Genomic DNA, 12,388 nt, shown 5'->3' with positions numbered 1-12,388 from the left:
GACGCCATTCAGGAGGAAATCATGGAAATAAACGGAACTCAGCACATAAGAACGATCATGCAGCCTCAGTCGCAGGGATTTACAGGGAAAGTGACTCCCCATGAAGCTCAGAAGACGTTCAAGTCGTGGTTAAATACAGCCATTACAGACATTAATCAGGCTCAAACCGCTTCCCGAGTTATGACAGAGAAAGTCGCCCGAGGGGAACAAGTTGACCTGCACGACGTTATGATCACTGCTGAAAAAGCCTCTGTAACGTTACAGACAGCCACTGAAGTACGTAATAAAGCAATAGAGGCCTACCAGGAAATGATGAGAATGCAAGTGTAAATTTTCTCGTTTATAAAAAACAGATCCACCCTATTCAATAGGTCATTCGTGAAAGGCTGAGTATTTTTGGGGGTCTAAACATAATTATCGGTAATTCGACGGAATATTTTAATACATAAATAAAAATTAACAGGATAACGCCATTCAACGGGTTGTCCATTAATGTACAGGATGTACAGGCAGTGTGGGAGGAAACATGAACGAAAAACTGATGGAATATAAGACGAAAACAACTGAATTTTGGCAATCGAGAACAAAGAAACAGAAGGGATTGCTTACTGCCTCAATCGCTTTATTCTTAGTCTTGCTCCTGTTATTTACCTGGACGGGGTCCCGTACAAATTACGTTCCTTTATATTCCAATTTAACGGTTCAGGAAACCGGGGAAATTAAAGCAACGCTTGACAGCCGAGGGGTTTCTAATGAAATCAGCAGTGACGGCACGTCTATCTCAGTTCCTGAGGGGATGGTAAATGAGTTAAAAGTGAGCCTGGCTGCAGAAGGCATTCCCCAGACGGGCAGAATAGATTATTCCACATTCAGAGATAATATGGGGTTCGGGACAACAGACAGTGAATTCCAGCTTCTTGAAAGAGCAGCGATTCAAACTTCATTGGAAGATTTAATTAGAAATGTTGACGGCGTCCAAAACTCCCAGGTTATGATAACGATGCCAGAAGAAAGCATTTGGCTTGGTGATGAACCAGATGAAGCAACCGCCTCCGTGCTTCTAAATTTACAAGCCGGTGTTTCGCTGGATGAGAATCAAATCAGATCAATGTACCATCTTATTTCGCGGAGTGTTCCTAAGTTACCGATTGAAAATATCGTTATTATGGACCAGATGTCCAGGTATTTGGAGTTGCAGGAACAGCCTTCCATGGGGAATTCAGCCTTATCCGTTTACGAACAGCAGCGGAAAATCCAAAAAGATATTGAACGAGACATTCAACGGGATTTGCAGCAAATGCTTGGGACGATGGTAGGTCCTGATAAGGTGCTTGTATCCATTTCTACGGATCTTGATTTCACTCAGGAGAACAGGCATGAAGAATTAATAGAACCGGTAGATGATGAAACAATGGAGGGCCTTGCTGTTAGTGTGGAAAGAATTACTGAAACGTACGAAGGTGAAGAGATGGAAGAAGGCGGAGTGGCAGGAACAGGTGAAACTGACATACCTGGATATCCTGGAGCAGGTGCAGGCGGTCAGGGAGATTATGAGCGTATTGAAGAACGAATTAATAATGAAGTGAACCGGATCTCCAGGGAGATCGTAAAAAGTCCTTACCAGATCAGAGATATAGGTATACAGGTGATGGTAGAGCCCCCTGATCCTGAAAATCCGGCTTCTCTTCCGCAAGACAGACTTAATGATATTCAACAGATTTTAGGGCAGGTAGTCAGAACCTCAATTGATGCAGAGTTAACAGCTGATTGGGACAATGATGAAGTTGAAAGCAGGATTTATGTCTCTTCTCAGCCTTTCTTTGGAAAAGTGGAATTTGAAGAGCCTGCTTCAAATACGCCTTATTGGTATTACATTGCAGGCGCACTGGCACTCGCAGTTATAATCCTTGGTGTTCTGTTGCTGCGTAAGCGGAACAGTACAGACGAAACAGAGGAATTTTCTATCAGTAAACAGTCCGGGTATGATTTTCCTCCAATTGATGAAGAGCCGGATACAGAAGAGAGAGCCCGCCGGCAACAACTGGAAAAATTAGCTAAAGATAAACCTGAAGAATTTTCCAAACTCGTTCGTACGTGGCTGTCAGAGGACTAAAAGGAGGAACAAAGAGTGGCGAAACGAAAAGGACTCACTGGCAAAGAAAAGGCAGCCATTTTATTAATCTCTTTAGGTCCGGATGTCTCTGCAAGAGTTTATAAACATCTGTCCGAAGAAGAGATTGAAAAGCTGACTTTGGAAATTGCCAGCGTAAAAAAAGTTGAACAGGACACAAAAGAAGAGATTATTAATCAGTTTCATCAGCTGGCTGTTGCGCAGGAATATATCACTCAGGGCGGAATCGGATATGCAAAAGATGTATTGGAAAAAGCCCTGGGAGCCGATGAAGCGATGGAGATTATAAACAGGCTGACTTCTACTCTGCAAGTCAGGCCGTTTGATTTTGCAAGAAAGGCCGAAGCTGGGCAAATCTTTAATTTTATACAAAATGAACACCCGCAGACAATTGCGCTTATATTGTCCTATCTGGACAGTGAGCAGTCAGGCCAGATTTTATCTTCATTATCACAGGAAGTGCAGGCCGATGTCGCTAAGAGGATTGCCCTGATGGACAGCACCTCTCCTGAAATCGTTAATGAAGTGGAGAGTATTCTTGAAAGGAAACTCTCTGCCACAGTCACACAGGATTATACACAGGCTGGCGGGATTGAGTCTGTGGTGGAAGTCTTAAACAGTGTGGACCGGAGTACTGAGAGAACGATTCTCGATTCTCTCGAGATCCAGGATCCTGAACTGGCAGAAGAAATTAAGAAAAGAATGTTTGTGTTTGAAGATATTGTGACGCTGGACAACCGTTCTATTCAGCGTGTCATCAGGGATGTCGAAAATGAAGACCTGCAGCTTGCATTAAAAGTCGCAAGTGACGAAGTGAAAGAAATTCTCTTTAATAATATGTCTCAGCGTATGTCAGAAACATTCAAGGAAGAAATGGAATTTATGGGGCCAGTCCGCCTGAAAGATGTCGAAGAAGCACAGACGAGAATCGTAGCTGTGATCCGCCGTCTTGAAGAAGCAGGCGAAATTGTCATCGCCCGCGGTGGAGGAGATGATATTATTGTCTAAAATTATTAAATCCTCCTCTGCAAGTGGAGAACAATCCGGCAAGACAATACGGATTCGCGAAATTGCACCATTTATTCACGAAAAAAGAAGTACCGCCAATAATAATACAACGGCTAATCAATCAGCTGAGCATCATTTTCACTATAAAGAACAACTTGAAATTGTTTCAAATAAAAAAGATGAACTTGCACGGTTAAAAAAAGAACTGGAGATACAAAAAGACGAGTGGCATAAGGCAATGAATGAGGAAAAGAACAGAATCCAGGAAGAATCTGAGCAGCTTTACAGACAGACAGCAGAAGAAGGGTTTAATCAAGGCTTTTGTGATGGAGCTGAAAAAGCGAAAGCAGAGTATGAATCCTATATTTCAGAAGCCCGGCAAGTGGTCCTTAATGCAAAAGAAGATTACTGCAGGAAGCTTGCTGAATCAGAACCTGTCATGCTGAATTTTGCGATTAATCTGGCAGAAAAAATTATTTCCCATACTGTTCGCAATGATGAATCCGCTTGGGCAAATCTTATTAAAGAAGCGGTCACGGAAGTGCGTGAACAAGAAGAAGTTAAGATTTATGTTCACCCTGAATGGTATGAAGCCACCCTCCAGCATAAGAAAGAGCTTGAAGGTATAGCCCTGCATACGAGGGAGTTACTCATTTTTCCGGACAGTTCATTGGAGAAAATGGGCTGTGTGATAGAAACGCCTTATGGACAGATTGATGCGTCAGTGGACAGTCAATTGAGGGAAATGAAAAGAATACTTTTCGAAAAGCTGAAAGAAGGAGCCGCCAATGAGCATTGAGCGATTGCTTTCTCACATTCACTCTATATCTCCCTATAAGCATTATGGAAAAGTCACGCAGGTTGTTGGCCTGATGATTGAGTCAAAAGGCCCCCAGACATCAGTTGGTGATCTGTGTTCAATTATCGTAGGGAACGGCCAAAAAAGAGCAATTCTTGCGGAAGTAGTGGGATTCAGGGAACAGAATGTTCTGCTTATGCCTTATGACAGAGTTGATGAGATAGCTCCTGGAAGTTTAGTGGAAAGTCAAAACCATTCGCTCCAGATAAAAGTAGGGGCAGGCATGATCGGCAGTGTGGTGGACAGTTTAGGGCGTCCTTTTGATGAGGCAGGATCTAAAGAAGGGCTACAGGCTTTTTCGACAGATAATCCTCCCCCAAACCCATTGAAACGGCCTAGAATTAAAGAGCCTTTAAGCTTGGGAGTCAAAGCAATTGACGGGTTATTTACTGTCGGGAAAGGGCAGCGGATGGGGATTTTTGCGGGTAGCGGAGTTGGAAAAAGTACGTTAATGGCCATGATCGCAAAAAATTCAGATGCTGATTTGAATGTGATTGCTCTAATCGGGGAGCGAGGAAGAGAAGTAAGGGATTTTATAGAACGTGACCTCGGCTCAGACGGCTTAAAAAATACGATAGTCGTCGTCGCCACCTCCGACCAGCCAGCATTAATGCGAATAAAAGGAGCGATGACGGCTACCGCAATCAGCGAATATTTCCGTGATCAAGGGCTGAATGTCACTCTCATGATGGATTCTGTCACGAGGGTAGCAATGGCTCAGAGAGAGGTAGGCTTGGCAATAGGTGAACCTCCTACTACTAAAGGGTATACGCCGTCAGTCTTTGCTCTTCTGCCACGCCTGCTCGAAAGGAGCGGAATGAATGAAAATGGCTCCATTACTGCTTTTTATACGGTTCTTGTTGACGGAGACGACATGAATGAACCGATCGCCGACAGTGTGAGAGGAATTCTTGACGGGCATCTCGTTCTCGACAGGAAACTTGCCAACAAGGGCCAGTTTCCAGCCATCAATGTCCTTACAAGCATCAGCCGGGTAATGAACGACCTTGTCTCTGTTTCCCACAGAGAAACAGCCGATTATATAAGGCATATGCTCGCCGTATACAGGGAGTCAGAAGATTTAATAACTATTGGCGCCTACAAAAAAGGGACAAATAAAGAAGTTGATGAGGCGATAAAAAGATACCCTGCCATTTTAGACTTTCTTAAACAAGGGCTCAACGACAGCCATGATTTCCATCAGACCACAAACATGATGATGCAGCAGTTTGGTAAAGGAGGAAACTGATGAGTTTTCAATTTACTCTTCAAAAAGTGATGGAACTTAAAGATCACGAAAAAGGAGATGCGGAACGGGCTTATACGGAATCTGTTAAAGAGTTTAAAAAGACAGCTGCTCAACTCTATGAGTTCTTAAAAAGAAAAGAAGAATTAATGGAAGAAATTGAAAGGAAATTGACCGTAGGATTATCCATTTCTGCAATCCAGTTCAATGAGAAAACTATCAGTTATCTTCAAAGCGAAATTGACAGGTTGCAGTTAAGTACTCAACATGCCAGAAAGAATATGAACGAAAAAGAAAAATATTTAATGTATAAATCTATCGATCTGAAAAAATACGAAAAGATGAAAGAAATTAAGCAGGGTGAATTCTTGCAAGAAGAAAAGCGCCAAGAATCGAAATTCCTTGATGACGTTTCTGTTCAACAGTTTCTCAGGCGATGAAATCAGGTGATGCTATGAGTGAGAATAAGCAAACAGAAAAATCTCAGAATAAATTTCAGGTTTTTTTTATGGTCATTATTATTCCAGCTGCTTTTGCGGTAATTTTAGCGGTAGTTTTACTCTATTACCTTGGTTTTAATGTAGGAGAAACTTTTCAGAAGACAGCCGGGTTTATGCCTTTTATTGAAAATGAGCAGGAAGAAGAGCTGCCGGAAGAAGAAAAGCTTGCTCAACTGGAGCATGAAAATGAGTCCTATGTTCAGCAAATTGGGCAGTTGGAAAGCCGCCTTGAGGAAAAAGAAAAAGAGGTGGCTGACCTTGAAGAAGAACTGCTTACTCTGCAGACAGATGAGATTGCATCTCAGGATATAGAAGAAGTGACAGCAGACCTTACTGATATTGTGAAAACTCTGGAAGGCATGACAGCTTCTAAAGCAGCTGATATTATCAGTGAACTGCCCCAGGAAGAAGCTGTGACTTATCTGCGAATGATGAGGGTGAATAACCGGGCGGAGGTACTCAGCAGAGTGGAACCGGAATCTGCTGCACAGCTCTTAAGTCAGATTTCCAATTAAACCCTTGAAGGGGGGTGACTAAATGGATGAAATGCCGCTACTTAAACCAATAGTACCATTAGCAAGTGTCTTTCATAACGGGAGCAATCACCCTGAAACTCGAGAAGAAGAAGGGCTGGAAGAGGAATTTCTGCAACTTCTGACTTCTATTTCTGAAGAAGAAAACCTGGACATTGAGTACCTGAAGGATACGAAAAAAAACGACGGCCCGCCATCGTTAATTGCTTACCGTGAATTAGAGGAACTAGCAGCGACTCTCGTAAATGACATAAAAGAAATATTAAAGGTGATAGAGCAACTGCCTCTGGAGGACAGTTTTATTTCAGAGGAAATGCTCGAAAATAAGGAAATAAAACAGCTTTTAAGCAGCTTACCTGTTCAATGGGCAGAAGACTTTCAGCTTCTTTTTGAGCGTCGCATATCTTTAGAAGGTTTAACAGAGGATTTGAAAGATGAAGGCACTCCCGCTAACCTGCTCGCTCTTATATCAGCATTTACATACAAAGAGCAGTTGGAGACAGAATGGAACAGGGATAAAGTTCTCCATGTTATTACGCAACTTACAGAAGCGTATTTTCCGGATTTGAAGCAAAGGGAAAAAAATACTGCTTTCAGCCAATTGGCAGACCAGCTTGGTAAGTTTTTGTCCCGGACAAAAATAGAAGAGAGCGGCTTAATAGCGATCCCTTATCAAGGGAAAAAACAAGCGGCAAATCCGGCGCGTGCATTGGAACTGCCATATTTAATTCATACACCTGCTGCAGATCAAAAAGAGCCAGCCAATTCAATAAAAACAATGCAGATGCCAGTATTAATGCCTGATACGGCGAACAGCCAGTTAGCCAGGTTCCAGCATACGGCTATGCTTTCGGGAGAAAATGAAGCCGGCCGGGCATCACAGGAGCAAGTCATCCGTCAGTTTCATAATCTATTAGGGCGCAGTGCTTTTCAGCAGCTTTCCAATGGTGTACAGCAATTAAGCTTAAAACTTCACCCGGCTTCGTTAGGACGGATGGATGTTACTATTCAGCAGGTTAACGGAGTTATGACGGCGACGCTTATGACGACCACAAAAACAGCGAGAGACCTTATAGAAGGCCAGATGACACAGCTTCGCCATGCCTTTCAAGCCCAGAATATTCAAGTGGATAAAATTGAAATTACTCAACAGCACACACAGCAATCTTTAAAAGACGCTGAACGGGAAGGCACAGGGAAAGACAGGTATGAGGAAAATCAAAGAAACGACGGCTCTTCTGAAGATGATGAGGAACAGGAAAATGAAGAATTCTCCGATTTCTTAGAAGCGACATTTAATACAGAAGTTTAAGGAGAGGAGTGAATGCCGGCTATGATTCAGGCTACAGAAAGTCTTTACTATCACGACCATATTCAAAACAAAAAAGATAAAGGTACAGGCAGCCCCACTCTTGATAAAGATGCCTTCTTAAAGCTGCTTTTAACACAGCTGCAAAATCAGGATCCGTTAAATCCAATGGAAGATAAAGAGTTTATTGCTCAAATGGCCCAGTTTTCCAGCCTGGAACAAATGACTAATATGAATGAAAATCTCCAGAAATTTATGGATTTGCACAGGAAAAGTGATTTTGTCTCCCATAGTGACCTGATAGGCAAGAAAATTGAGTGGGAAAAAATCATTTCTAAAGATGAGCAAGGGAATCCAAAAGAATCAGAAATACTGACTGGAATGGTGACTTCAGTTGTTTTTAAGGACGGACAGGCCCAGCTCGTTATAGACGGAACGACTAAAGTTCAGACAGGGGCTCTAGTGTCAGTTTCGAATCGTGACTAAATGTAAAGAAGGTGATTTCCACGAATATGAAAATCATGCCCCATCACCTGCAGCATCCTTTACCAAAGCCGCCGGTGAAAAAAACTGAAAGTGGAAAATCCGGCAGCCCGAATTTCAAACACCTGCTTGAAAACAACATTGAGAAACAGCAGGAACTGAAAATAAGTAAACATGCAGAAAAGAGATTGATTGACCGGGATATTAAACTCGCCAGTGACACGTGGGTTGAGATAGGACAAAAAATAAAAGAAGCGAAACAAAGGGGCATTAAGGATTCGCTTGTACTAACAAATGAAGCGGCTTTTGTGATTAGTGCCGAAAACGGGACAGTCATCACTGCCATGAACCGTGAAGAAGCAGCCTCACAAGTTTTTACGAATATTAACGGAGCGATTATTGTAAATGATTAACGGCCGGACCGTAAGGGAGCCGTATGCTGCGGACCGACTGAAGCAGCTAACTAACAGGCAAGGGCGAAAGGAGAACGAACAATATGATTCGATCTTTATATTCAGGTATAGGCGGTATGAAAAATTTCCAAACCAAACTTGATGTGATTGGAAACAATATAGCAAACGTGAATACGTACGGTTACAAAAAAGGGCGGGCAACATTCAACGATTTAGTCAGCCAGCAGCTCGCCGGGGCCAGTACCCCTGTAGCAGAAGGAAGGGGCGGTACCAACCCTCAGCAGGTCGGGTTAGGCGGAGGGCTCTCATCTGTTGACACGATTACCACTCAAGGCTCACTTCAGTCTACCGGAAGAGATTTGGATTTAGCTATTTCAGGAGACGGTTATTTTGTCGTTAACGACGGCTCAGGAAATGACTTCTTCACGAGGGCAGGAAATTTTTACCTTGATGAGGGAGGGACGATGGTAAATGCTGATGGCTACTATCTAAGTGGTTTAGATGGCCAGCCAATTATAATTCCAAATGATGCAGGGTATGAAAGCTATACTATTTCCCCCTCAGGTGAAGTACTTGGAATTCCGTCAGATGGTGAACCACCTGTTGAATTAGGCCAGATTCAAATCGCTACTTTTTCCAATCCGGGAGGTTTATCAAAAGCCGGCAATAATCTTTTTGCCGTAACTCCTAACTCAGGAGAACCGAATGGCGGAGCCCCTGGAATAGAAGGCAGAGGTGGAATCGTGAGCTCCACCCTTGAGATGTCAAATGTAGACCTGTCTGAAGAGTTTGCAGAGATGATCGTCTCCCAGCGTGGTTTTCAGGCCAACACCCGTATGATTACAACCTCCGATGAGATACTTCAGGAGCTTGTCAACTTAAAACGATAGACAGGCCTGGCTTAGCGTAAGAGCACGCTAAGCCCTGGCCGCCTAACAAAGGGAGGTAAGAGCCCCGCTTGTAAAAGTGACGCTCGAGATAACTAATGGTAATTTTAACACGCCTGAATAATCAGTCTTTCACCCTAAATGCAATCTATATTGAGCAAATACAAGCTTTTCCAGACACAACGATTACCTTAACGAATGGCAAAAAGCTCGTAGTAAAGGAAACCGAACAGGAAGTGGCAACCCGGATTGAACATTTTTACAAGCGAATTGGTTTGATCCCTTTCTTAAAAGCGCAGGAAAGCCGGAAAGAGGAGAGATAATTATGTTTGCAAACCGTTTAGTCAATATTATGCTCATTATTCTTGCAGCGTTGTCTTTAATAGGCATTCTTGCTCTCGTTTTATTTACTCAATTTTTTCAGGAGACAGAAGCAGTAGGGGAACCGACAATTGACCAGGTACTTGAGAGGTCAGTAGAGACAGAAGAAATTACAACGAATTTATCATCCAATCATATTATCCGTACACAATTTGTAATTGAACTGGAGAATAATGACGCTAAAAGTGAGATTGAGAAACGCAACTTCCAAGTGGAAAACATTATCATTCAGGAACTCTCTGATATGACTGACAGGGATTTTAAAGGTTCAGAAGGTATTCAGAGACTGGAAGAGCAAATCAGAAGCCGGGTAAACGAAATAATGCAGGATGGCCAGGTAATTCAAGTATATATGAATCAAAGAGTCATTCAATAAAGTAACTGTCAGCAGTTGAATAGAGGTGACGTTATATGGCTGATGTACTATCACAAGGGGAAATTGATGCATTGCTGTCAGCACTTTCCACCGGCGAAATGGATGCAGACGAGCTGAAGAAAGAAGAAACAGCTAAAAAAATAAGATCGTATGATTTTAAAAGGGCTCTGCGTTTTTCAAAAGACCAGATTCGGAGTTTAACACGAATCCATGAAAATTACGCAAGACTGCTGACGACACAATTGTCCGCTCAGCTGAGGACATTTGTGCAAATAACTGTGGCTTCTGTAGATCAGCTGCCATATGAAGAATTTATCAGGTCTGTCCCTAAAATGACTATATTAAATGTATTTGAGCCTGCTCCTCTTGACGGCAGGTTTGTTATGGAAGTCAACCCGAACATCGCGTATGCGATGTTGGACCGTATGCTTGGCGGAAGAGGCGAAGCTTACAATAAAGTGGAAAATCTAACTGAAATAGAAACTAAAATAATGTCCCAGCTGTTTCAGCGGACGATGGATACGTTTCGGGAAGCGTGGTTATCTGTAGAAGAATTAGACCCTGTGATGGATGACATGGAAGTCAACCCGCAATTTCTCCAGCTTGTTTCACCGAATGAAACTGTGGTTGTCATTTCTCTTTCTACAACTATCGGAGAATCATCCGGAATGATTAATATTTGTCTGCCGCATGTCGTCATTGAACCTCTATTGCCTAAATTATCTGTCCATCTGTGGATGCAGACGATTCAGAAAGACCGCGAGCCGGGAGAACTGGAATCACTGGAGTTTAACCTGAAGAAAGCTCCTGTGGATTTTATAGTGGAATTAGGAAAATCCCGTATTTCAATTGAAGAGTTTCTGCACTTAGCTCCGGGCGACATTATAGAACTCGACCAGTTAATAGAAGAATCCCTTTTAGCCCGTGTTGGAAATGAAGCTAAATATAAAGTCCAGCCAGGAAAAATGAAAAATCATGCTGCGGTACAAATTACAGATATCATAGAAGAGGAGGGGACTGTCGATGAATGACGATATGCTTTCCCAGGAAGAAATAAATGCCCTTTTAAACGGCATGGATAACAGCAATTCATTAAATGACCAGCCCGCCAATAAAACAGAAGATACAGACAGCAGTCTGCAAATAGAAAATTACTTATCAGGAATTGAACAGGATGCGTTAGGGGAAATCGGAAATATTTCTTTCGGGAGTTCCGCAACAGCGCTCTCGACCCTATTAAACCAGAAGGTGGATGTGACGACTCCGGAAGTGTCAGTCATTAAACAGGAAGCCCTGCACCATCAGTTTCCTAAACCCCATGTAGCAGTATCTGTACAGTATACCGCAGGATTTGAAGGGTTAAATCTACTCGTCATAAAAACGTCTGATGCAGCGGTGATAGCCGATTTAATGCTTGGGAATGACGGCACTAATGCGAGTGGGGACCTTGGGGATATGGAAATAAGTGCTGTTCAGGAAGCTATGAATCAAATGATGGGCTCGGCCTCAACTTCCATGTCGACTATTTTTAACAAGAAAGTCGATATATCGCCGCCGGGAATAGATTTACTGGATCTTCCGGAAAACCCTAACAAGGTTAAACTTCCTGAGGAAGAGGTTCTCGTCCAAATTTCATTTAACTTGAAAGTTGGAAACTTAATAGATTCCAAGATCATGCAGTTGCTAAGCGTCTCTTTTGCTAAATCAATGGTTGAACAGCTGATGAATCCTGATGAGCAGACGGACGAAGCAGGTTCATCACAAACGGAACCTGTTCAGGTAGAGCAAGCCATACATAAAGGAGAAAAATTAGAACACGGGACTTCAACTGAGACATCGTCATCCCGCCAGCAGCAAATTCGGGAAGAACCCGCGCCAAAGCAGGAACCTCAGCATGTGTCTTCCGGTCCTAATCAGCCTGAACGGACAGCAAATGTCCAGCCTGCTGCTTTTTCAAATTTTGAAAAACCGGCTTTAAATGAGCAGGAGGCAAAAAATCTTGATATGCTTCTCGACATACCGCTTGAGGTGACAGTAGAGCTGGGCCGGACGAAACGGTCGATTAAAGAAATACTGGAACTTGCTCCGGGATCTATTGTGGAACTGGACAAGCTTGCTGGCGAACCGGTTGATATTTTAGTGAATCAGAGGCTGATAGCTAAAGGAGAAGTCGTCGTGATCGACGAAAACTTCGGCGTAAGAGTGACAGATATTGTCAGCCAGAAAGAACGTATAAGCAATTTGAAAAATTAAAAGCTCGAT

The 12,388-nt window shown here is 42.8% G+C and carries 15 protein-coding genes; all 15 read left to right on the top strand.

Translation table 11 applies throughout. From position 1 onward, the window contains the following. Positions 1-21 precede the first annotated feature (21 nt). The 15 genes from fliE (at position 22) to fliY (ending at position 12,379) form a co-directional block, all read left to right on the top strand. Positions 22-330 (top strand): flagellar hook-basal body complex protein FliE, encoded by a 309-nt coding sequence (gene fliE, locus BMW59_RS03290; protein ID WP_093047596.1) that lies wholly within the window; start codon positions 22-24, stop codon positions 328-330. 196 nt (positions 331-526) lie between these two features. Further along, positions 527-2,113, top strand: a complete 1,587-nt coding sequence (gene fliF, locus BMW59_RS03285) for a flagellar basal-body MS-ring/collar protein FliF (RefSeq protein ID WP_093047595.1) — start codon at positions 527-529, stop codon at positions 2,111-2,113. A 15-nt stretch (positions 2,114-2,128) separates the two neighbouring features. Then, positions 2,129-3,139 carry a flagellar motor switch protein FliG gene (gene fliG, locus BMW59_RS03280; protein WP_093047594.1) on the top strand — a complete coding sequence of 337 codons (1,011 nt, stop codon included), beginning with the start codon at positions 2,129-2,131 and terminating at the stop codon, positions 3,137-3,139. Then, a complete protein-coding gene (fliH, locus tag BMW59_RS03275) occupies positions 3,132-3,938 on the top strand; it encodes a flagellar assembly protein FliH (RefSeq protein WP_177174168.1) in 807 nt (268 codons plus the stop codon). Before fliG ends, fliH begins: the two co-directional genes overlap by 8 nt. Further along, the gene (gene fliI, locus BMW59_RS03270; RefSeq protein ID WP_093047592.1) at positions 3,928-5,247 is read left to right on the top strand and encodes a flagellar protein export ATPase FliI; all 1,320 of its coding nucleotides are present in this window, start codon (positions 3,928-3,930) and stop codon (positions 5,245-5,247) included. Before fliH ends, fliI begins: the two co-directional genes overlap by 11 nt. After that, a complete protein-coding gene (gene fliJ, locus BMW59_RS03265) occupies positions 5,247-5,684 on the top strand; it encodes a flagellar export protein FliJ (protein WP_093047591.1) in 438 nt (145 codons plus the stop codon). The genes fliI and fliJ overlap by 1 nt, the downstream gene beginning before the upstream one ends. Before the next feature lie 14 nt (positions 5,685-5,698). Next, positions 5,699-6,259 carry a MotE family protein gene (locus BMW59_RS03260; RefSeq protein WP_143051185.1) on the top strand — a complete coding sequence of 187 codons (561 nt, stop codon included), beginning with the start codon at positions 5,699-5,701 and terminating at the stop codon, positions 6,257-6,259. Between the two features lie 22 nt (positions 6,260-6,281). Next, positions 6,282-7,589 (top strand): flagellar hook-length control protein FliK, encoded by a 1,308-nt coding sequence (locus tag BMW59_RS03255; RefSeq protein WP_093047589.1) that lies wholly within the window; start codon positions 6,282-6,284, stop codon positions 7,587-7,589. A 12-nt stretch (positions 7,590-7,601) separates the two neighbouring features. Continuing rightward, positions 7,602-8,072, top strand: a complete 471-nt coding sequence (gene flgD, locus BMW59_RS03250) for a flagellar hook assembly protein FlgD (RefSeq protein ID WP_093047588.1) — start codon at positions 7,602-7,604, stop codon at positions 8,070-8,072. Positions 8,073-8,098: 26 nt separating this feature from the next. Next, positions 8,099-8,482: a TIGR02530 family flagellar biosynthesis protein gene (locus BMW59_RS03245; RefSeq protein ID WP_245732932.1), complete on the top strand. Its 384-nt coding sequence runs from the start codon at positions 8,099-8,101 to the stop codon at positions 8,480-8,482. An 83-nt stretch (positions 8,483-8,565) separates the two neighbouring features. Further along, positions 8,566-9,372 carry a flagellar basal body rod protein FlgG gene (flgG, locus tag BMW59_RS03240; RefSeq protein ID WP_093047587.1) on the top strand — a complete coding sequence of 269 codons (807 nt, stop codon included), beginning with the start codon at positions 8,566-8,568 and terminating at the stop codon, positions 9,370-9,372. Positions 9,373-9,467: 95 nt separating this feature from the next. After that, the gene (locus BMW59_RS03235; protein WP_093047586.1) at positions 9,468-9,692 is read left to right on the top strand and encodes a flagellar FlbD family protein; all 225 of its coding nucleotides are present in this window, start codon (positions 9,468-9,470) and stop codon (positions 9,690-9,692) included. Between the two features lie 2 nt (positions 9,693-9,694). Next, positions 9,695-10,126 carry a flagellar basal body-associated protein FliL gene (fliL, locus tag BMW59_RS03230; protein ID WP_093047585.1) on the top strand — a complete coding sequence of 144 codons (432 nt, stop codon included), beginning with the start codon at positions 9,695-9,697 and terminating at the stop codon, positions 10,124-10,126. 35 nt (positions 10,127-10,161) lie between these two features. After that, positions 10,162-11,157, top strand: coding sequence for a flagellar motor switch protein FliM (fliM, locus tag BMW59_RS03225; protein WP_093047584.1), 996 nt, complete (start codon positions 10,162-10,164; stop codon positions 11,155-11,157). After that, the gene (gene fliY, locus BMW59_RS03220) at positions 11,150-12,379 is read left to right on the top strand and encodes a flagellar motor switch phosphatase FliY (RefSeq protein ID WP_093047583.1); all 1,230 of its coding nucleotides are present in this window, start codon (positions 11,150-11,152) and stop codon (positions 12,377-12,379) included. Before fliM ends, fliY begins: the two co-directional genes overlap by 8 nt. Positions 12,380-12,388: the final 9 nt, after the last annotated feature.

It is taken from the genome of Salipaludibacillus aurantiacus (genome assembly GCF_900111295.1).
In the GTDB taxonomy this organism is placed as follows: Bacteria; Bacillota; Bacilli; order Bacillales; family Salisediminibacteriaceae; genus Salipaludibacillus; species Salipaludibacillus aurantiacus.
Note: the sequence above shows the minus strand (reverse complement) of the source record. Positions and strands in the feature narration are given on the sequence as shown.